Below are 18,908 nucleotides of genomic sequence, written 5' to 3'. Positions count from 1 at the left end.
GCGATTTAGCTGCCGGGCCGGACCGATGCAAGGGGATTCCGAGGTGAAGTGGTGGAACCTCGATCCTGCCGGCTTCGCAGGCCTTGCTATTCCGCGGCCTGTTCCAGCTGGGTCAGCGTCTTCGGCAGCCGCACCGCGAAGGATGTGCCCTCCGGGCCGCTCGACAGCAGCTCCAGCCGACCGCCATGACCGCGGGTCAGTTCCGCGGCGATCGCCAGGCCCAGGCCGAAGCCGTCCTTGCGGACCCCGCCCTGGAACGGCTGGAACAGATGTTCGCGCGCTTTCGGCGGCAGGCCGGGGCCGGTGTCGGTGACATGGATGTCCCATTCGCTGTCGGTCTCGGTGGCACGCACCGAGATTTCGCCCGGCTTGCCCGAGGCAACGATCGCCTGGCGGGCATTGCGGACCAGATTGCCGATGACGCGGTAGAGCTGCTCGGCATCGGCGCGGACCACGAGGCCGGTCGGCACGTCCTCGGAAAACGACAGGTCATAGTCGCCGGCCGCAAGCCGTTCGCTGTCCATCACCTCGTTGACCAGCGCGGCCAGTGAAACCCGGGTCAGCATCGGCGGCGGCTCTTCGGTCTTGCCGAAGGCCAGCGTGGTCTCGCAAAGATTCACCGCCCGGTTGATCGAACCGATCAGCTTCGGCACCGTGCGCTTGACCACCGGGTCCGAAGAGGATTCCATCCGGTCGGTGAACAGCTGCGCCGTGGTCAGCATGTTGCGCAGGTCGTGGTTCACCTTGGCCATGGCGCCGCCGAGTTGCGCCAGTCTCTCCTTCTGCTTCAGCGCGCCGGTCAGCTGGGTCTGCATCGAGGCCAGCGCCTGCTCGGCCTCGCGCAGTTCGACCATGCCGGCCTTGGGCTGGATGATCCGCCGGGCATCCTCGGGCGCCTCGGCATAGCTCTTCATCGCGCCCACGACGCCCTTGATCGGCCGCACCAGGAATCGCCGCACCGCCAGGAACAACAGCATCGCGGTCACGATCGAGATCACCGCCGAGAGGACCAGTATCCGCAGGCCGTAGTCCAGCATTTCGCGGCGCATCGGCGCGGTATCCGTCGTGACCTCGATCAGCAGTCCGGCCTGCTGGACCGGGTTGCCGATCACCCGGATCACCCGGTTCTCGGCGCTCCACAAATCCACCATCGCATCGCGGATCAGGTCCAGCGAACTGGCATCGCGCAGATCATAGGTTGCATAGACCGGCGAGGGGATCGGCGAGGAAAGCACCAGTTGCCGGACCTCGTCGCGGCGCAGCACGACGTTGTAGACCCCGGCGGTCCTGAGCAGTTCCTTTTCCAGGTCGGAATCGATCATGTCGTTGGCCAGAAGCGCCAGCGAGGCGATCTGGGCCCGTTCCAGCCGCGACAACAGATAGTCCTCGCGGTACCGGGCCACCGAGGGGACAAGGATCAGCACTTCGGCGAGAAGCACGAAAATCGTGGTCAGAACGACGAAGCGGCCCGAAAGGGTATTGAAAAACATGCACTCCGTCCCGTCAGGGAACCGCCATTACATGCACTGATTAGCAGAGCGAAGGTACGATTTACAGGGGGGCAGGTGCGGCGGGACAGCGCTCCTGACCGATCGCCGGACCGGGCTCCGAAGGGAGACGGCGCGCCGCCCGCGGCCCGGTCGGCGGCGATTGACAACCGCGGGCATCCCCCTTAGACGGCGGGCTTCGGATTATCCCGACCTGAACCCGACGATTGGATTCGGTCGACTGAGCGTGACGGAGCAAGACGATGAAACGGACTTACCAACCCTCGAAGCTGGTGCGCGCCCGCCGCCATGGTTTCCGCGCCCGCATGGCCACCAAAGGTGGTCGCCGGGTTCTCAATGCCCGCCGCGCCCGCGGCCGCAAGGTGCTTTCGGCCTGAGGCCAGCCCGAAAGGCGAATGAGATGACACCGCCGGGGAAGGCTGAGGCAGGCAGAGATGCCGGGGCCGCGGTCGCCCCGGCGGTTTCCGTTTGTCCGGAGACCGGCAAGAGCGCTGGCGCAACGAAGGCCGCATTGCAAAGGCTGCGCCACCGGCCCGATTTCCTGCGCGCCGCCTCGGCCCGACGCCAGGCGACACCGGGCTTCCTGCTCCAGGCCCGGGACCGCGCCGATGCCCGGCAGGGCATCCGCGTCGGCTTCACCTGCTCCAAGAAGGTCGGCAATGCCGTCGCCCGCAACCGCGCCAAGCGCCGCCTGCGCGAGATTGCCCGGCTCGACCTTGCCACCCATGGCCGTCCGGGCTGGGATTACGTGCTGGTCGGACGCCGCGAGGCCACCGCGACACGCGACTTTGCCCTGATGCGGGAAGAGCTGCGCCGCGCCCTTGAACGGGTGCATGGATGAGCCCGCTGGCGCATGTCCTGGCCGTGCCGGTGCGGGCCTATCGGCTGCTGCTCAGCCCCTGGGTCGGGCACGGCTGCCGCTATCAACCGACCTGCTCGGCCTATGCGCTGGAGGCGCTGGAGAAGCACGGCGGCATCAAGGGCACCTGGCTGGCGATCCGCCGGATCGGACGCTGCCATCCCTGGGGCGGTTCCGGCATCGACAACGTCCCCGACTGATCCTGCGCCTTCAGACCCGCGCCGCGATACGGGGGCGCGTCTTCAACCCTTTCGAGATTGCATCGGCCAGTTGCACCAGCAGCAATGACATCGGCACATAGGGCACCCTGTCGGCGTCCTCGAAATCGTCCTTTGCCTTTTCGGCCTTCTTCATCATCGCCCGGAGCTTCGGCGGCACCTGCGGCGCGGCCCGCACCGCTTCGCGGGCCACTTTCAGATGCATCCGCCATTTCCGGCTCACATAGAGCTTCGATTGCTTGCGGGCCTTGTCCAGCCGCGCCTTCAACTGCAGCAGCCCGGTCATCAGCATGCTGATCCAATCGACCTGTGCCCGCACCGCCTCCGAGAGCCTGGGAAACACCGGATGGTCCCGCAGCCTCGTCACCTTGCCGAACCTGCCCAGCGTCGCCTTGGCACGCTTGTAGAGCTTTACGGCAAGGCCACCATCGATCTCGCCCCGGCGGACATTGGACACCAGCGGCCGCAGCTCTGTCATCAGTCGCGCCATCGCCTTTTGCGCATCTCCGACGGCCTTGAGGACCTTGGTCTCGATCTTTTCCATGCCCGGCAATGGGTGTCCTTTGCTGTCCGGACCTGCCCGGCGCGAACCGAGGGGCCGATCCCGGGCCTCAGCGCGGTTTCGACTTCAAGGCCCGCGTGATCGTATCCCAGATCATCCACAACATGATCGCCATCGGCAAGAAGCCGATCGAGGCGCCGTCGAAACCGCCCAGATCCTTGCCCTTTTCGATGGTCTTGACCAGCGTGCCGACGCCGCGCGGCATCTGCGGCGCCTCGCGGACCCGCTGCTTGAGCACCTTGAGCAGCATCGGCTTTTTCTTGTCCGGGTCCCATTTGGACTCTTTCTGCGCCTGCTTGAGCTGGTCCGCCTGCTTCAGCAGCTCGGCCATGACCTTGTCCATCCAGACAACCTTGGCCTGCGCCTTGGGCGACAGCTGATCGAAGACCTTCGACGACTGGATCTTGGTCACGGCCGTGTACTTGCCCATGAAGGCATAGACCTTCTTCATCGCGGCCAGGGCCTTGGCCTGATCGACGGATGGCTCCTTCAGCTTCTTCGCGACGACGCCGAGGTCCATCTGCAACTTGGAGAGGCCCTTCTCGGCCTCGCCCACCGCTTTGAGAATCTTGCTCTCCAGCTCTTCGATACCGGCCATGGCCACCTCTCCTGAATACCGCAAGGTAGCACGCCGGCATCAGGGCGTCGCGTGCGGGATTCCGGACCCCGCGCCCGCTGCGGCAGCCCCCCGCAATGGCTTGCCCGACGCCATCCCATAGGATACCCCGGCGCCATGCTTGACGAGGGCGACGACATCCATCCGCTGTTCCACGGTGCCCCGAAAAGCACCGAATTCCGCAAGCTGCGCAAACGGCTGGTGCAGGATGTGCGCGAGGCCGTGGAACAGTACGGCATGGTCCGCAAGGGCGATCGCTGGCTGGTCTGCCTGTCGGGCGGCAAGGACAGCTACACGCTGCTGGCGATCCTGCACGAGTTGAAATGGCGCGGCCTGCTGCCGGTCGATCTGCTGGCCTGCAACCTCGATCAGGGCCAGCCCGGCTTTCCGGCCACCGTCCTGCCCGAGTTCCTGAGCAGAATGGGCGTGCCGCACCGGATCGAATACCAGGACACCTATTCCATCGTCCTGGACAAGGTGCCGGAGGGCCGGACCTATTGCGCGCTCTGCTCGCGGCTGCGGCGCGGCAACCTTTACCGGATCGCCCGGGAAGAGGGCTGTTCGGCGGTGGTCCTGGGCCACCACCGCGACGACATTCTCGAAACCTTCTTCCTGAACCTGTTCCACGGCTCGCGGCTGGCGACGATGCCGCCGAAGCTGGTCAACGAAGAGGGCGACCTCTTCGTTCTGCGCCCGCTGGCCCATGTGGCCGAAGCCGATTGCGACCGTTTCGCCCGGGCTATGGCCTATCCGATCATTCCCTGCGATCTCTGCGGCAGCCAGGAAGGGCTGCAACGGCAGCAGATCAAGACCCTGATCGACGGCTGGGAAAAGGCGCATCCGGGGCGACGGCAAAAGATGTTCCGGGCGCTGATGAACGCCCGGCCCTCGCATCTGCTGGACCCGAAGCTGTTCGACTTTGCCGGGCTGACGCTGGGCCCGGCGGGCGACGGCGACCCCGCCGGCTGACGACCGGCGTCCCCGAAACCGGATTTGCCGAAAATGCGACACAACTGCCGGTGTCGCGTTAACCGACTGGTGTCGGCTCTCTTCTAGGTTGGCATCCAAAGCCCCGTGGGGTCGGGGTTGGGGACAAGGACGCACAGCCATGACCGACGAAACACTTGGACTGCCGAGACATCTCTTCAACGGCCTGCGGCAGGTGCTGGCCGGGCCGCAGGGTCTGGCGCTGCTGTCCGGCGCCATGCTGATGGGATACTGGTTCGGCGGCGAGGGGCTGCTGCTGATCGCCGGCCTGTCGATCCCGGCCGTCATCGCGCTGGCCTCGGTCACCAATGCGCAGACCTTTCAGGGCCGACAGCTAGACGGGCTGACCGGGCTGCCGCTGCGCCAGGGCGCGACGGCCGAGATGGAACTGCTTCTGGCCGAGGCACCGCGCAACGGCCGCGCAACGGCCTGCTTTGCGGTCGGCATCGACGAATTCGCCGCCCTGCGCCGTACCCATGGCGCCGCCGCGCTGGACGAGATCGTCCAGCGGGTTGCCGAGCGTCTGCAATCGGTGCTGCGCGACACCGATATCGTCGCGCGGCTGGATGACAGCACCTTCGCGGTGATCCCGGCAGCGCTGCGCAGCGCCAATCTGGAAACCGCCATCCAGCTGGCGGCACGGATGCAATCTGCCGTGGCCGAACCGATCTCGATCAACGCGATGCGGGTCTATGTCTCGGTGACGGTCGGCTTCGTCCTGCCGCGCCAGATCGACGCCGCCAACGGCACCCGGATGCTGGAGGCCGCAGAACTGGCGCTGGCAGTTGCGCGGCAGCAGGGTCCGGGCTCGATCCGGGCCCATAATGCGGCCGAGAAACGCGGCCGTGTCGGCACCCCGCTGCTGACCCTGGACGTGGTCAATGCGCTCGAAAACGATCAGATACAGGCTTGGTTCCAGCCGCAGATTTCCACCGACACCGGCGAAGTCGCAGGGTTCGAGGCGCTGGCCCGCTGGGTTCATCCCAAGCATGGCGTCCTGTCCCCCGCCGAGTTTCTGCCCGCCGTCGGCGCCGCCGGCCGGATGGACCAGCTGGGCACGCTGATGCTGCACCGCTCGCTGACCGCGCTGCGCGACTGGCACCGGGTCGGGCTGGAGGTGCCGACCGTGTCGGTCAACCTGGGCGAGGAGGAATTGCGCAATCCGGCTCTGCCCGACCATGTCCGCTGGGAACTGGACCGATTCGACCTGAAGCCGGAACGTCTCTGCATCGAAATCCTCGAAACGGTCCTGACGCCCTCCACCGAAGACGTGATGACCCGCAACATCGCCCAGCTGTCCGGGATGGGCGTCGCCATCGACCTGGACGATTTCGGCACCGGCACCGCCTCGATTGCCGCGATCCGCCGCTTTGACGTTCACCGGATCAAGATCGACCGCTCCTTCGTGAGCAGAATTGATCAGGACCGCGGGCAGCAGGACATGGTCGCAGCCATCCTGTCTATGGCCGAGCGGCTGGGTCTCCAGACCCTGGCCGAAGGGGTCGAGACCATCGGAGAGCACGCGATGCTGGCACAATTGGGCTGCGGCACGGTGCAGGGTTTCGGCGTCGCCGCCCCGATGCCCTTTGCCGACACGCTGAACTGGATGCACGCCAACAGCGCGAAGATCGCCGAAACGCGTTCGATCAGACGCCGCGTGACCTGACATCCGGCATCCTCGTGCCGGGAAACCCCTTGACCTTTGGCCGAGCGCCCTGTTGAACCCCCGAACAGATTCCGGGCAAGGCAGGTGGTCCAGCCATGGACAGCGACAACAACAAGAACCTCATTCTGGCGATCGTGCTGAGCGGATTGGTGATGCTGGTCTGGCTCACCTTCTTTCCGCCCGCCACACCGACGGTGCCGGAACCCGGCACGGTGGCGACCGATGCTTCGGGCGCGCCCATCGCGGTGACGCCGCCTCCGGCCGCCGAGGTGCCCGCCGCCGCGGCCCCGGCTTCCGAAACGGCCGAGGCGCTGAAGAACGCCCCCCGCGTCACCATCGACACCGCCCGCCTGCAAGGCGCCCTGTCGCTGCTGGGCGGCCGGATCGACACGCTGGCGCTGAAGGACTACCGCGAGACTCTTGATCCAGAGAGCCCGCCGGTCACCCTGCTGTCGCCGGTCGGCACCGAACACGCCTATTACGCGGTCTACGGCTGGGGCCCCGCCGGCGACCTGCCCGCCGATGCGGTCCCCGATGCCACCACGCTGTATACGCTGGAAAGCGGCGACACCCTGACCGAAACCACCCCGGTCCGGATGAAATGGGACAACGGCCAGGGCCTGATCTTCCACCGCACCATCTCGGTCGATGACAACTTCATGTTCACCGTCGAGCAGAGCGTCGAGAACACCGGCACCACCCCGGTGCGGCTGTTCCCCTATGCCCAGGTCTTCCGCAAGGGCAAGCCCGAAGGCCGCGCCGTCTATGTGCGCCACGAAGGGGTGATCTCGCTCGCCGACGGCAAGCTGGACGAGATCAAATACGCCAAGATGCCCAAGGAAGACCCGCTCGAAGGCGCGGTCGGCAAGAAATACGAGGCCACCGAGAACGGCTGGATCGGCTTTACCGACGCCTACTGGATGACCACGCTGATCCCGAACATGGGTCAGGCCTTCACCTCGGTCGCGAAATATACCCCCGCCGCCGATACCTACCAGGTCGACGCCCGGATGCCGGTCACCGAGGTCGCCCCGGGCGCCACCGTGTCCTCGACCTCGCGGCTGTTCGCCGGCGCCAAGGAATGGGACACGATCCGCAACTACCAGAACAAGGACGGCGTCTATCACTTCATCGACTCGATCGACTGGGGCTGGTTCTTCTTCCTGACCAAGCCGATCTTCTTCGTGCTGCACTGGCTGCACGGCTTCATCGGCAACATGGGCTGGTCGATCATCGCCCTGACCGTGGTGCTGAAGGCGCTGGTCCTGCCGCTGGCCTACAAGTCCTATGTCTCGATGGCCCGGATGAAGGAACTGCAGCCGCAGATGGAGGAGCTGAAGAAGAAATTCGGCGACGACCGCGCGGCGTTGCAGCAGGGCACGATGAAGCTCTACCGGGACAACAAGGTCAATCCGGCGGCGGGCTGTCTGCCGATCCTGATCCAGATCCCGATCTTCTTCTCGCTCTACAAGGTGATCTTCGTCACCATCGAGCTGCGCCATGCCCCCTGGATCGGCTGGATCCGCGACCTCTCGGCACCGGACCCCTCGTCGATCCTGAATCTCTTCGGCCTGCTGCCCTATGCCGCGCCCGATCCCGGATCGATGCTGCACATTATCTCTCTGGGCATCCTGCCGATCTTCCTCGGCATCTCGATGTGGCTGCAGCAGAAGCTGAACCCGGCGCCCACCGACCCGACCCAGCAGATGATCTTCGCCTGGATGCCCTGGGTGTTCATGTTCATGCTCGGTTCCTTCGCCTCGGGGCTGGTGCTCTACTGGATCACCAACAACACGATCACCTTCGTGCAGCAGTACCTGATCATGCGCAGCCACGGCCACAAGCCGGATGTCTTCGGCAACATCAAGGCCAGCCTGACGCGCAAGAAACCGGTGCCGGTGCCTGAAAAGGCGGCGAATTCGGCCAAGAAGCCCAGCCGGAAGAAATGACCGGAACGCTCGCCCATATCTGGCGGCATCCGATCAAGTCGCATGGGCGCGAGTCTCTCGACCATGTCACCCTGGCCGCCGGCGAGACGCTGCCCGGCGACCGGCTCTGGGCGGTCGCGCATGACGCCTCGAAGGCGGACGGCAGCGCCTGGGTGCCCTGCGTCAATTTCACCCGCGCCGCCAAGGTCGGCTCGTTGACGGCGATCCGTTCGACGCTCGACGAGGAAAGCGGCCGGATCGCCCTGACCCATCCCGAGCTGCCGCCGCTCGAATTCGACCCGGCCACCGAAGGCCAGCGCATGATCGACTGGGTGGGCCCGTTGATGCCCGCCGACCGCGCCCGTTCCGTGCGCCTCGTCCAGGTGCCCGGGCGCGGCATGACCGATACGCCCTTTCCCTCGATCTCCCTGCTCAACAGCGCCACGAATCAGGCGCTGTCGGAAGCGATCGGCATCGACCTCTCGCCCGAGCGCTGGCGCGGCAACCTGCTGATCGACGGTCTGGACCCATGGGCGGAATGGGACTGGATCGGGCGCAGCCTGCGGCTCGGGGAGGCGGTGCTGAAGGTCGAGGCGCGGATCACCCGCTGCAACGCCACCAAGGCCAACCCGGCGACCGGCGAAACCGATGCCGATACTCTCGGCACCCTGAATGCAACCTGGGGGCATCAGGATTTCGGCATCTATGTCACGGTGGCCGAATCCGGCCGCATCGCTCTGGGCGACCGGTTGGAGCTGATATGATGCAACTGCCCTTCCCGCTCGCAGCCCCCGAGCCTTCGCAGATCGAGTCCGGGCGCCGGATGTTCGCTCAGGGGGCGGAATTCCTGAAAGGCGTGGTGGCAATGTCCGGATTGCCGCCGGACGACCGGGTCGAGGTCTGTTTCGCGGGCCGCTCGAATGTCGGGAAATCCAGCCTGATCAACGCGATCACCAATCGCAAGGCGCTGGCCCGCGCGTCGAACACGCCGGGCCGGACGCAGGAAATCAACTTCTTCACCCTTGCCGACCGCTACCTGGTCGATCTGCCCGGCTACGGCTTTGCCGAGGCGCCGAAGGTCGTGGTCGAAAAATGGCAGGCGCTGCTGAAACGCTACCTGCAGGGCCGGGCCAATCTGCGCCGCGCCTTCGTGCTGATCGACAGCCGGCACGGCGTGAAGCCGGTCGATGACGAGATCCTGGGCCTTCTCGACAAGGCCGCGGTGCCCTTCCAGGTGGTCCTGACCAAGGCCGACAAGATCAAGGTCTCGGAGCATCCGGCGCTGCTGGCCCAGGTCCGCGCCGCCTTGCAGAAGCACCCCGCCGCCTATCCCGAGATGATCCTCACCTCCTCGGAAAAGGGCGACGGAATCGACGTGCTCCGCGCCGCCATCGCCGCGATCGACTGAAGCCACACCGCAACGGAATACCGCTTCGGGCGCCTGGCGCCGCCCGCACAGGCTTTACCTTGGAAATATCCGCGGGGGTCCGGGGGCGGCAGCCCCCGGCCGGTCGGCCCGGGCACAGCCCGGGACGAAACCCCGGCTCCCGTCGTTCCCCCTCTCGACCCCGCGAACCGACCTGCTACTCTGCGCCGCAGGAGTCCCGATGCCGAACCGCCCGTCCCCTCTCGCGCCACTGAAACACACCGCGTTCCGCTCGCTCTGGATCGCCACATTGGCCTCCAATCTGGGCGGGCTGGTGCAGTCCGTCGGCTCGGGCTGGATGATGACGGCGCTGGATGTCTCGGACGGGATGGTGGCACTGGTCCAGGCCTCGACGACGCTGCCGGTGTTCTTCCTGGCGCTGGCGGCCGGCGCGCTGGCCGACAATTTCGAGCGTCGCAAGGTCATGCTGGTGGCGCAGGTCTTCATGTGCGTCGTCTCGGCGCTGCTGGCGGTCAGCGCCTATGCCGGGCTGCTGGGGCCCTGGTCGCTGCTGGCCTTCACATTCCTGATCGGCTGCGGCGGGGCCCTGAACAACCCGGCCTGGCAAAGCTCGATGCTCGACCTGGTGCCGAAGGAAGACCTCTCGGCCGCCGTCAGCCTGAATGCCATGGGCTTCAACATGATGCGCTCGGTCGGACCGGCGGTCGGCGGGCTGATCGTGGCCTTTGCCGGCCCGGCCAGTGCCTTCGCGCTGAACGCGGTCAGCTATGCGGCGGTGATCGCGGCGCTGATCCGCTGGCACCCGAAACCGACCGAGCGGCTGCTGCCGCGCGAAACCCTGGGCGCCGCGATGTCGGCCGGGCTGCGCTATGTCCGCATGTCGCCCAACCTGCTGACCATCTTCAGCCGCTCGACGATATTCGGGATCTCGGGCATCTCGATCCTGGCGCTGCTGCCGGTGGTGGCGCGCGACGTGCTGGACGGCGGCGCCATCACCTATGGCGTGCTGCTGGGCGCCTTCGGGTTCGGCGCGATCTTCGGCGCCCTGGTCAGCCCGCGGCTGCGCGAAGCCCATGACAGCGAGACCATCGTCCGCGGCTCGTTCCTGGTCTTCGCTCTCGGCGCCGCCGTGCTGGGCTTCTCGACCTACGAGTGGCTGTCCTTCCTGGCGCTGATGCTGACCGGCGCCTCCTGGGTTCAGGCGATGTCGCTGTTCAACGTCTCGGTCCAGCTCTCGACGCCCCGCTGGGTCGTCGGCCGGGCGCTGGCGCTTTACCAGAGCTGCACCTTCGGCGGGATGACCCTGGGAAGCTGGCTCTGGGGCCAGTGTTCGACCGGGATCGGCCCGGAATGGACCCTGGTGCTGTCGGGCGTGACCATGCTGCTGGGCGCCGCCCTGGGCCTGCGCTACCGGCTGCCCGAATCGGCGGCGCTGAATCTCGACCCGCTCGACCGCTTCCAGGTCCCGCCGCTGGCGCTCGACATCCAGGGTCGTTCGGGGCCGATCATGATCCTGGTCGAATACCGGATCGCCCTGGACGACACGACCCGCTTCCTGGCGCTGATGGCGCAGCGGCGCCGGATCCGCATCCGCGACGGCGCCCGGCAATGGGCGCTGCTGCGGGACCTGGAGGACCCCGAGATCTGGACCGAAAGCTACCATGTCCCGACCTGGCACGAATACCTGCGCCACAACCACCGCCGCACCCAGGCCGATGCCGAGAATTTCGACAGTCTCACGGCGTTGCACCGAGGCCCGGAACGGCCCCGCGTGCATCGGATGATCGAGCGTCAGACCGTGCCGCGCCATGACGACACCCCGTTGACGGTCCAGCATGTCAAGATCCCCGGCGGCGGCTGAGACCCCGCGACGGCCCCGGCGGGCCGGTTCAGACGTGCTGGCCCGCGTTCACCTCGATCTCGACCCCGGTGACATAGGAGGCCGCGCCGGAACAGAGGAACCAGATCACATCCGCCACTTCCGAGGGCTGGCCAAGCCGGCGCAGCGGCAGGGTCTCGACGATCTTCTCGGTGCCCGGGGACAGGATGGCGGTCTCGACCTCGCCCGGCGCGATCGCATTGACCCGCACCCCGAGAGGGCCGAAGTCATGCGCCATTTCCCGGGTCAGGGCCGCCAGCGCGGCCTTCGACGTCGAATAGGCCGGCCCGGCAAAGGGATGCACCCGCGATCCGGCGATCGAGGTGACATTGACCACCGCGCCCTTGGCGGCGGTCAGTTCCTCCTTCAGGCCCCGGGCGAGGACCACCGGGGCGAAGAAATTGACGTGGAACACATGTCCCCAGTCGCGCAGGCTGGTATCAAAGGTGTTCAACCGCCCGCCGCCCTCGGCCTTCAACGAGATTCCGGCATTGTTGACCAGTGCATCGAGCCGCCCGTCCAGCCGCTCGCGGATGTCGTCAATCGCCGCGATGGTGGCATTCGGGTCCGCCAGGTCGATCACCACATGGTCCTCGGCGCCGCCCGGCCATGGGCAGCGCGCATCGAAGGGATGGCGCGAGCAGGTCAGCACCCGCCAGCCCTCGGCCGAGAACCGCTTGACCGTCGCGTGGCCGATCCCCCGGCTGGCTCCGGTCAGCAGCATCACCTTGCGATCATCGGTCATTCCTGTTGCCCCTTTCGGTCCAAGTGATAGCTAGTATGACAGGCCCGGCCCGCCAACCGCCAGAGCCGAAACCGCCAACGCCTAATCACTTGACCCCGTTTCCCCCGTCCCTATCACTGGCAGACCAAGGATGCCCCAAGGATGCGCAAGCAGAACATGAACCGCGACTGGATCGCCACCGCCCGGACCCTCTCCGAGGCCCTGCCCTATCTGCAACGGTTCTACGGGGCGGTGGTGGTGGTCAAGTTCGGCGGCAACGCGATGGGCGACGATGCCGCCATGGCCGAGTTCGCCAACGACATCGTGCTGATGCGGCTGGTCGGGATCAACCCGGTCGTGGTCCATGGCGGCGGTCCGATGATCAACGCCATGCTGGCCAAGCTCGGGATCGAGTCGGATTTCGTGCGCGGCAAGCGGGTTACCGACAAGGCCACCGTCGAGGTCGTGGAGATGGTCCTCTCGGGGCTGGTCAACAAGCGGATCGTGCAGGCGATCAACGATGCCGGCGGCCGGGCCGTGGGCATCTCCGGCAAGGACGACGACATGATGATCGCGGAGGCCGACGATCCGGAACTGGGATTTGTCGGCAAGCCGGTCGAGATGAACGTGCAGGTGATCCGTGATCTCTATGGCGCCGGGATCATCCCGGTCATCGCCCCGGTGGCCACCGGCATGGCGGACAACGAGACCTTCAACGTCAACGGCGACACCGCCGCCGGGGCAATCGCCGGGGCGCTGGAAGCCGATCGCCTGCTGCTGCTGACCGACGTGCCCGGGGTCAAGAACGCCGAAGACGAGGTCGTCACCCAGCTCTCTCCGGAGCAGCTGCGCGAGATGATCCTCGACGGTACCATTTCCGGCGGGATGATCCCGAAGACCGAGACCGCGCTGCATGCGCTGGAACAGGGGGTGCGCGCGGTGGTGATCCTCGACGGTCGGCTGCCCAATGCCTCGCTGCTGGAACTGTTCACCGAACACGGCGCCGGAACCATCATCCGCGCCTCGGAACCAAGGGTGAAGCCACGGCGAATCTAGAGCAGATCGGCGCGGCGGCGGCCCCGCACCGCCTGTTCGTTTCGGGCACCCTGCCGGTTCAGCCCGCCGACGGATTGCCGGACCCCTATGTCTCGATTGCCCTGCTGTCGCCGGACGAGCCCGGCTTCTGGAACCATGTCACCGCGCAGCCCGAGTTCCTGGATGGCGGGCCCGATCCGCTCGACCGCTGGTCGGCCCGGGTCGTGCAGGCCGTGGCGCAGACCCTGGACGCAATGGCACTGCTGCCCTTCGGTGGTCCACCCTATCGGCCCTTCGTGACCTGGGCGCTGCGATCCGGTCGCGCGCATGGCTCTCCGGTCTCGCTGCTGGTCCATGACCGGATGGGGCTCATGGCCTCGTGGCGAGGCGCCCTGGCGCTGAAACATCCGCTTCCGGCCACCCCGGCGCCGGCGCCCTGCCGGAGCTGCGCGACCCAGCCCTGCCGCACCGCCTGCCCGGTGAACGCCCTTGCCGAGGACCATTACGACCTGGACCGTTGCCACGGTTTCCTGGACACACCCGAGGGCAGGGACTGCATGGATTCCGGCTGTTCTGCGCGTCGCGCTTGCCCGGCATCACGCCGCTATGGCAGGCTGGTCCGTGAATCGGCCCATCACATGAGGCATTTCCACAAATGACGACGGGACCCCGCCGCCGACTTATCCTTACACGGCACGCGAAATCGGCCTGGGACGATCCCACGCTGGACGACCACGACCGCCCGTTGAATGCCCGCGGCCTGCGCGCCGCGCGTGAACTGGGGCACTGGCTGGCCTCGCGCGGCTATCTGCCCGAAGAGGTGCTCTGTTCCTCGGCCCGCCGCACGACCGAGACCTGGGCCGCCGTCGCCGCAACTCCGTTGGAGATCATCCCCGAGGTCCGCTATCTGCCCGAACTCTACCACGCTTCCTCGGACCGCATGCTGACACTGCTGCAACGCGCGCATGGCGATACGGTGATGATGCTGGGTCACAACCCCGGAATCGCCGAGCTGGCCGCGATGCTGCCCTCGGGTCCGGTCGCGGATGCCGACTTCCGCCGCTATCCGACCGCGGCGACGCTGGTGGTGGATTTCCAGGTTCCGACCTGGGCCGAGGTCCGCCCCGGCGCCGGATCGGTGCTGGACTTCTTCGTTCCCTCGGGCCGGACCTGACCACAACGCGCTTCCCGACAAGAAAAGACCCCGGCGTTTCCACCGGGGCCTTTCGTCATTCGGGATCGGCAGCGCCTCAGTCGGCGCTGGCCTCTTCCTGCTTTTCCCGGGAGATTTCCTGGCCGGTTTCCTGATCGACGATCTTCATCGACAGGCGGACCTTGCCGCGGTCATCGAAGCCCAGCAGCTTGACCCAGACTTCCTGACCTTCCCTGAGCGCATCCGACGGATGGTTCAGGCGCTTGTTCTCGATCTGCGAGACATGCACCAGGCCGTCGCGCTTGCCGAAGAAGTTCACGAAGGCGCCGAAATCGACCAGCTTCACGACCTTGCCCTTGTAGATCTTGCCTTCTTCGGGCTCGGCCACGATGGAATGAATCATGTCATAGGCGCGCTTGATCGCGTCGGCATCGGACGAGGCGATCTTGATCACGCCGTCGTCGTTGATGTCGACCTTGGCGCCGGAGGTCTCGACGATCTCGCGGATCACCTTGCCGCCCGAGCCGATGACTTCCCGAATCTTGTCGGTCGGGATGGTCATGGTCTCGATCTTCGGCGCGTGCTCCGAGAACTCGGTCCGGGCCGAGGTCAGGGCTTTCGACATCTCGCCCAGGATGTGCATCCGGCCTTCCTTGGCCTGCGCCAGGGCCTGCTCCATGATCTCGGGCGTGATGCCCGCGACCTTGATGTCCATCTGCAGCGAGGTGATCCCGTCTTCGGTGCCGGCAACCTTGAAGTCCATGTCGCCGAGGTGGTCCTCGTCGCCCAGGATGTCGGTCAGAACCGCCCATTCACCGTCTTCTTCCAGGATCAGGCCCATGGCCACACCGGCCACCGGGGCCTTCAGCGGCACGCCCGCGTCCATCATCGACAGCGACGAACCGCAGACCGTGGCCATCGAGGACGAGCCGTTGGACTCGGTGATCTCGGAGACGATGCGGATCGTGTAGGGGAAGTCGGTCGGCGCCGGGAGGACCGCCTGAAGCGCCCGCCAGGCCAGTTTGCCGTGACCGATCTCGCGCCGGCCCGGAGGACCGAAACGCCCGACTTCACCGACCGAATACGGCGGGAAGTTGTAGTGCAGCAGGAAGTTCGAGCGGAAATTGCCATGCAGCTGGTCGATGATCTGCTCGTCGTCGCCGGTGCCGAGCGTGGTCACGACCAGGCCCTGGGTCTCGCCGCGGGTGAACAGCGCCGAACCGTGGGTCCGCGGCAGGATGCCGACTTCCGCGGTGATCGGGCGCACGGTCTTGGTATCGCGCCCGTCGATCCGGATGCCGTTCTTGACAACGTCGCCACGCAGGATCGAGCTTTCCAGCTTCTTGATCGCCGCGCCGAGGTTCTTGTCGGCCTTTTCCTCTTCCGACAGCGCGTCCTTGATCGCCGTGACGGCGTCCGAGATCGCATTGGTCCGTTCCTGCTTGTCACGGATCGCGAAGGCGGCGCGCATCTGCTTCTCGCCGAGCTTCTTCACCTTGGCGTACAGCTCGGAATAGTCCTCGGGCTGATAGTCGAACGGCTCTTTCGCGCAGGTTTCGGCCAGGTCGATGATCAGGTCGATGACCGGTTGCATCTGCTCGTGGCCGAATTTGACCGCGCCCAGCATTTCCTCTTCCGACAGCTCGTAGGCTTCGGATTCGACCATCATCACCGCTTCCTTGGTGCCGGCGACGACGAGATCGAGCCGCTGCTCGGGCTTGGTGCGGAGCTGGTCCATGTCCTCGACCATCGGGTTGAGGATGTATTCGCCATCGACGTAGCCGACACGCGCGGCACCGATCGGCCCCATGAAGGGCACGCCGGAAATGGTCAGCGCGGCCGAAGCGGCGATCATGCCGACGATGTCGGGATCATTGACAAGATCGTGGCTCAGCACGGTGACGATCACCAGCACTTCGTTCTTGAAGCCCGGCACGAACAGCGGCCGGATCGGACGGTCGATCAGGCGCGAGGTCAACGTCTCTTTCTCGGACGGACGCCCTTCGCGCTTGAAGAAGCCACCCGGGATTTTCCCGGCGGCATAGGTCTTTTCCTGGTAATGCACGGTCAGCGGAAAGAAGTCCTGGCCTTCCTTCTGCGTCCGGGCATAGGTCACGTTGGCCATGACGGTCGTCTCGCCCAGCGTGGCGATGACCGAGCCGTCGGCCTGACGGGCAACCTTGCCGGTCTCCAGCGTCAGGGTCTCTTCCCCCCACTGGATGGATTTCTTGGTTTCGTGGAACATCTGTTTTTCCTAGCTTGCCTCTCCGGAGCGTATCCCCGGCGGCGTTTACGGACGGGGCCGTATGCCCCGTGGCCTGTCCTATGATTTGCCTCATGGTACCGGCAGGCCCGCCCGGCAACCGTTGGATGAATGCGGAACGCGCCCCGGTCGGGGCGCGTTCCTGTCGTTTCTGTCTTAGCGGCGCAAGCCCAGACGCTCGATCAACGAGGTGTAGCGCGCCACATCCTTGCCCTTGACGTAGTCCAGCAGCTTGCGCCGCTGTGCCACCATCATCAGCAGACCGCGCCGGGAGTGGTTGTCCTTGGCGTGAGTCTTGAAATGCTCGGTCAATGTCGCGATGCGCGACGACAGGATGGCCACCTGAACTTCGGGCGAGCCGGTATCACCCGGCTTCGTCGCGAATTCCTTCATCAGGCGGGTCTTTTCTTCAGCAGTAATCGACATCGGGGTCTCCTTGCAGTTGAAGGTGAATGGCGCAAGCCGGGATGTCGTCCAGCAAGGCCCGTGGAGAGTGCCGCCGGCATCGGATGACGCAAGCGGATGCGCGCATATAGGGGAAAGCGGGTCAAAAGGAAAGCATAGAGTTCCCGGACCGACCAGATCCGTTGCCATGGCGGAACGGCTGTGAGGCCCGATTCGGACCGCCGACAGCCCCGGCCGCCGTTCCCGGTCGTCCCGACGCCCCGGCCGGCCAGGAAAGTCCGAAGAATTCGCCGAAAACCCTATGGCGGCTCGTAACCTGCGGCAAGGGAATGCGGCCCGATTGCGGCGGTGCGGCACGGGGCAGATTCCGGCTCGTGCCCCTGCGCTGTCGCAGAGCCGCGCATGTCGCGCCTTGAATCCTCCCGGGGCCGCCACATCCCGGCCGCAGCCATGCGCCAAACCCTGAACGACACCCCTGCCCCGGCATCCCGCACCGGGCAGGATTTCCCTAGAATTGCACGGAGTTGCAGGTCGGTCGCGGCCCGGATCGATGCTATGCAGCGGTCGAGTGTATCAGGGAACGGGTGCGTGATGTTGTCTGCGTTGTTGCTGTTGGGGCTGCTTCCCGCGGCATTTCTGTTTGAAAGTCCGAAGAGCGATGACGAGGCCGATGACCACGCCGACTCCGGGGGTCCCCCGGACCAGGGGGTGGGTCCGGGGGCCGCATGTTCGGCTGGCTGGATCGACCAGGCAGCCGGGCATGACCCCGGCGGGCCGCCGCATGTCGCCTCGGAAGAGGACGATGGCGCAGCCGCAGAGGACGGCGCCGCGGATGGCACAGCCTCGGGCACGACGCTCAGCGTTCCGGAAGATGCCGACGATACGCAGATTTCGGGCTTCCGCCCCGGTATCGACCGACTTGACCTCGGGATCACCAGCCCGGGCTGCGATTTCCATTCCGGGACTGACGACGAAACCGGCGATGCGGAGCTGCATATCGACGACCAGAGCGGCAGCCGCGTGGTGACCTTCGCGGGCCTGACCGAAGTGCCTTTGGGCGATATCTCGATCCTGGTGACCGATCCGCTGACCGGCGCAGTGGATAGCTTTGCGCTCGCACCGTCGGGCGTTTCCGAACCTCCCCTGGCGGACAGCGAAGGCAGCGTGCTCACCCCGAGCGATCCCGAGGCCGCGGACATCGTCACACCCGCCGATGACGGCGACGGCCCTGCCGTCGCCCCCGGCGATCCGGAAGCCATCGACAGGCCGCTCGGAAATGCGGACGGAGACATCGTGCTCGCCCCGGTGGCTGGGGATGACGAAGAACCGGCCAATGGCGGGGGCGGCATGGTGGATGGCCTGCCGGACACAGGCTCGGACGGTCCCCATCCCGAAGACGGCAGTGGCGACGATGGCTTGCTCCCCGGGTCGGGCGGCACCGCGAACGGCGGGGCCGGGGCGGAGCTGTTCCAGCTCTTTTCTGCCACCGGTGCGCCGGCGCTGATCGACGATTTCGTCAGCGGGCAGGATGTCTTGCGGATCACCCTCGACCCGGCGCAATTCACCTGCCTGCCCGATTGCGAGGTCACGGCCTCGACGGACGGGCAGGACGGGCTGGTCCGGGTCGATGGCATCACCGTGGCGGTACTGCAAGGCGCGCCCGAGGCCACGGCCGAGGACATCCACATCGAGTTGCCGCCCGGCCTCGCCGCCTGACG

General features: G+C 66.2%; 19 protein-coding genes. 13 read left to right on the top strand and 6 right to left on the bottom strand.

Features of this window, described 5'->3' with window-relative positions; translation table 11 throughout:
* Positions 1–86: 86 nt before the first annotated feature.
* Positions 87–1,490, bottom strand: a complete 1,404-nt coding sequence (locus NUW50_RS16595; RefSeq protein WP_258290279.1) for a sensor histidine kinase — start codon at positions 1,488–1,490, stop codon at positions 87–89.
* Positions 1,491–1,750: 260 nt separating this feature from the next.
* Between NUW50_RS16595 and rpmH the strand changes: the two genes are divergently transcribed.
* Genes rpmH through yidD form a run of 3 tightly spaced genes read left to right on the top strand, consistent with a single transcriptional unit; the run spans position 1,751 to position 2,567 of the window.
* Positions 1,751–1,885, top strand: a complete 135-nt coding sequence (gene rpmH, locus NUW50_RS16590) for a 50S ribosomal protein L34 (protein WP_258290278.1) — start codon at positions 1,751–1,753, stop codon at positions 1,883–1,885.
* A 23-nt stretch (positions 1,886–1,908) separates the two neighbouring features.
* Complete coding sequence (gene rnpA / locus NUW50_RS16585) at positions 1,909–2,349, top strand: ribonuclease P protein component (RefSeq protein WP_258290277.1); 441 nt, start codon at positions 1,909–1,911, stop codon at positions 2,347–2,349.
* A complete protein-coding gene (gene yidD, locus NUW50_RS16580) occupies positions 2,346–2,567 on the top strand; it encodes a membrane protein insertion efficiency factor YidD (protein WP_258290276.1) in 222 nt (73 codons plus the stop codon). Before rnpA ends, yidD begins: the two co-directional genes overlap by 4 nt.
* 10 nt (positions 2,568–2,577) lie before the next feature.
* Here the strand turns inward: yidD and NUW50_RS16575 are convergent, their stop codons facing one another.
* Positions 2,578–3,129 carry a hypothetical protein gene (locus NUW50_RS16575; RefSeq protein ID WP_258290275.1) on the bottom strand — a complete coding sequence of 184 codons (552 nt, stop codon included), beginning with the start codon at positions 3,127–3,129 and terminating at the stop codon, positions 2,578–2,580.
* 67 nt (positions 3,130–3,196) lie between these two features.
* A complete protein-coding gene (locus NUW50_RS16570) occupies positions 3,197–3,745 on the bottom strand; it encodes a hypothetical protein (protein ID WP_258290274.1) in 549 nt (182 codons plus the stop codon).
* A 135-nt stretch (positions 3,746–3,880) separates the two neighbouring features.
* On the opposite strand from NUW50_RS16570, the gene ttcA reads away from it, so the two are divergent.
* The 6 genes from ttcA (at position 3,881) to NUW50_RS16540 (ending at position 11,592) form a co-directional block, all read left to right on the top strand.
* On the top strand, positions 3,881–4,732 hold the full coding sequence (gene ttcA, locus NUW50_RS16565) for a tRNA 2-thiocytidine(32) synthetase TtcA (RefSeq protein ID WP_258290273.1): 852 nt from the start codon (positions 3,881–3,883) through the stop codon (positions 4,730–4,732).
* Between the two features lie 139 nt (positions 4,733–4,871).
* The gene (locus NUW50_RS16560) at positions 4,872–6,416 is read left to right on the top strand and encodes a putative bifunctional diguanylate cyclase/phosphodiesterase (RefSeq protein WP_258290272.1); all 1,545 of its coding nucleotides are present in this window, start codon (positions 4,872–4,874) and stop codon (positions 6,414–6,416) included.
* A gap of 95 nt (positions 6,417–6,511) precedes the next feature.
* Complete coding sequence (yidC, locus tag NUW50_RS16555; protein WP_258290271.1) at positions 6,512–8,365, top strand: membrane protein insertase YidC; 1,854 nt, start codon at positions 6,512–6,514, stop codon at positions 8,363–8,365.
* Positions 8,362–9,108, top strand: coding sequence for an MOSC domain-containing protein (locus NUW50_RS16550; RefSeq protein ID WP_258290270.1), 747 nt, complete (start codon positions 8,362–8,364; stop codon positions 9,106–9,108). Before yidC ends, NUW50_RS16550 begins: the two co-directional genes overlap by 4 nt.
* Positions 9,105–9,752 carry a ribosome biogenesis GTP-binding protein YihA/YsxC gene (gene yihA, locus NUW50_RS16545; RefSeq protein WP_258290269.1) on the top strand — a complete coding sequence of 216 codons (648 nt, stop codon included), beginning with the start codon at positions 9,105–9,107 and terminating at the stop codon, positions 9,750–9,752. The genes NUW50_RS16550 and yihA overlap by 4 nt, the downstream gene beginning before the upstream one ends.
* A gap of 199 nt (positions 9,753–9,951) precedes the next feature.
* Positions 9,952–11,592 (top strand): MFS transporter, encoded by a 1,641-nt coding sequence (locus NUW50_RS16540; protein ID WP_258290268.1) that lies wholly within the window; start codon positions 9,952–9,954, stop codon positions 11,590–11,592.
* A gap of 28 nt (positions 11,593–11,620) precedes the next feature.
* On the opposite strand, the gene NUW50_RS16535 is transcribed toward NUW50_RS16540, so the two are convergent.
* Positions 11,621–12,355 (bottom strand): SDR family NAD(P)-dependent oxidoreductase, encoded by a 735-nt coding sequence (locus tag NUW50_RS16535; RefSeq protein WP_258290267.1) that lies wholly within the window; start codon positions 12,353–12,355, stop codon positions 11,621–11,623.
* 156 nt (positions 12,356–12,511) lie between these two features.
* Here NUW50_RS16535 and argB point away from each other — a divergent pair, with 156 nt between their 5' ends.
* The 3 genes from argB (at position 12,512) to NUW50_RS16520 (ending at position 14,543) form a co-directional block, all read left to right on the top strand.
* Positions 12,512–13,390 carry an acetylglutamate kinase gene (argB, locus tag NUW50_RS16530; RefSeq protein ID WP_258290617.1) on the top strand — a complete coding sequence of 293 codons (879 nt, stop codon included), beginning with the start codon at positions 12,512–12,514 and terminating at the stop codon, positions 13,388–13,390.
* A gap of 74 nt (positions 13,391–13,464) precedes the next feature.
* Positions 13,465–14,028: a ferredoxin gene (locus tag NUW50_RS16525; protein WP_258290266.1), complete on the top strand. Its 564-nt coding sequence runs from the start codon at positions 13,465–13,467 to the stop codon at positions 14,026–14,028.
* Positions 14,025–14,543 carry a SixA phosphatase family protein gene (locus tag NUW50_RS16520; RefSeq protein ID WP_258290265.1) on the top strand — a complete coding sequence of 173 codons (519 nt, stop codon included), beginning with the start codon at positions 14,025–14,027 and terminating at the stop codon, positions 14,541–14,543. The genes NUW50_RS16525 and NUW50_RS16520 overlap by 4 nt, the downstream gene beginning before the upstream one ends.
* A gap of 76 nt (positions 14,544–14,619) precedes the next feature.
* Here the strand turns inward: NUW50_RS16520 and pnp are convergent, their stop codons facing one another.
* Both pnp and rpsO read right to left on the bottom strand, forming a co-directional pair.
* On the bottom strand, positions 14,620–16,767 hold the full coding sequence (pnp, locus tag NUW50_RS16515; RefSeq protein WP_258290264.1) for a polyribonucleotide nucleotidyltransferase: 2,148 nt from the start codon (positions 16,765–16,767) through the stop codon (positions 14,620–14,622).
* A gap of 174 nt (positions 16,768–16,941) precedes the next feature.
* Positions 16,942–17,211, bottom strand: coding sequence for a 30S ribosomal protein S15 (rpsO, locus tag NUW50_RS16510; RefSeq protein ID WP_258290263.1), 270 nt, complete (start codon positions 17,209–17,211; stop codon positions 16,942–16,944).
* Between the two features lie 381 nt (positions 17,212–17,592).
* On the opposite strand from rpsO, the gene NUW50_RS16505 reads away from it, so the two are divergent.
* Positions 17,593–18,906 carry a hypothetical protein gene (locus tag NUW50_RS16505; protein ID WP_258290262.1) on the top strand — a complete coding sequence of 438 codons (1,314 nt, stop codon included), beginning with the start codon at positions 17,593–17,595 and terminating at the stop codon, positions 18,904–18,906.
* Positions 18,907–18,908 lie beyond the last annotated feature (2 nt).

This window comes from Frigidibacter sp. ROC022 (assembly GCF_024723735.1).
In the GTDB taxonomy this organism is placed as follows: domain Bacteria; phylum Pseudomonadota; class Alphaproteobacteria; order Rhodobacterales; family Rhodobacteraceae; genus SLM-1.
Note: the sequence above shows the minus strand (reverse complement) of the source record. Positions and strands in the feature narration are given on the sequence as shown.

Bases quoted from the DNA above. Each gene is read 5' to 3' on its own strand.
- NUW50_RS16595 (WP_258290279.1), bottom strand. From the start codon at position 1,490: ATGTTTTTCAATACCCTTTCGGGCCGCTTCGTCGTTCTGACCACGATT.
- rpmH (WP_258290278.1), top strand. From the start codon at position 1,751: ATGAAACGGACTTACCAACCCTCGAAGCTGGTGCGCGCCCGCCGCCAT.
- rnpA (WP_258290277.1), top strand. From the start codon at position 1,909: ATGACACCGCCGGGGAAGGCTGAGGCAGGCAGAGATGCCGGGGCCGCG.
- yidD (WP_258290276.1), top strand. From the start codon at position 2,346: ATGAGCCCGCTGGCGCATGTCCTGGCCGTGCCGGTGCGGGCCTATCGG.
- NUW50_RS16575 (WP_258290275.1), bottom strand. From the start codon at position 3,129: ATGGAAAAGATCGAGACCAAGGTCCTCAAGGCCGTCGGAGATGCGCAA.
- NUW50_RS16570 (WP_258290274.1), bottom strand. From the start codon at position 3,745: ATGGCCGGTATCGAAGAGCTGGAGAGCAAGATTCTCAAAGCGGTGGGC.
- ttcA (WP_258290273.1), top strand. From the start codon at position 3,881: ATGCTTGACGAGGGCGACGACATCCATCCGCTGTTCCACGGTGCCCCG.
- NUW50_RS16560 (WP_258290272.1), top strand. From the start codon at position 4,872: ATGACCGACGAAACACTTGGACTGCCGAGACATCTCTTCAACGGCCTG.
- yidC (WP_258290271.1), top strand. From the start codon at position 6,512: ATGGACAGCGACAACAACAAGAACCTCATTCTGGCGATCGTGCTGAGC.
- NUW50_RS16550 (WP_258290270.1), top strand. From the start codon at position 8,362: ATGACCGGAACGCTCGCCCATATCTGGCGGCATCCGATCAAGTCGCAT.
- yihA (WP_258290269.1), top strand. From the start codon at position 9,105: ATGATGCAACTGCCCTTCCCGCTCGCAGCCCCCGAGCCTTCGCAGATC.
- NUW50_RS16540 (WP_258290268.1), top strand. From the start codon at position 9,952: ATGCCGAACCGCCCGTCCCCTCTCGCGCCACTGAAACACACCGCGTTC.
- NUW50_RS16535 (WP_258290267.1), bottom strand. From the start codon at position 12,355: ATGACCGATGATCGCAAGGTGATGCTGCTGACCGGAGCCAGCCGGGGG.
- argB (WP_258290617.1), top strand. From the start codon at position 12,512: ATGAACCGCGACTGGATCGCCACCGCCCGGACCCTCTCCGAGGCCCTG.
- NUW50_RS16520 (WP_258290265.1), top strand. From the start codon at position 14,025: ATGACGACGGGACCCCGCCGCCGACTTATCCTTACACGGCACGCGAAA.
- pnp (WP_258290264.1), bottom strand. From the start codon at position 16,767: ATGTTCCACGAAACCAAGAAATCCATCCAGTGGGGGGAAGAGACCCTG.
- rpsO (WP_258290263.1), bottom strand. From the start codon at position 17,211: ATGTCGATTACTGCTGAAGAAAAGACCCGCCTGATGAAGGAATTCGCG.
- NUW50_RS16505 (WP_258290262.1), top strand. From the start codon at position 17,593: ATGTCGCGCCTTGAATCCTCCCGGGGCCGCCACATCCCGGCCGCAGCC.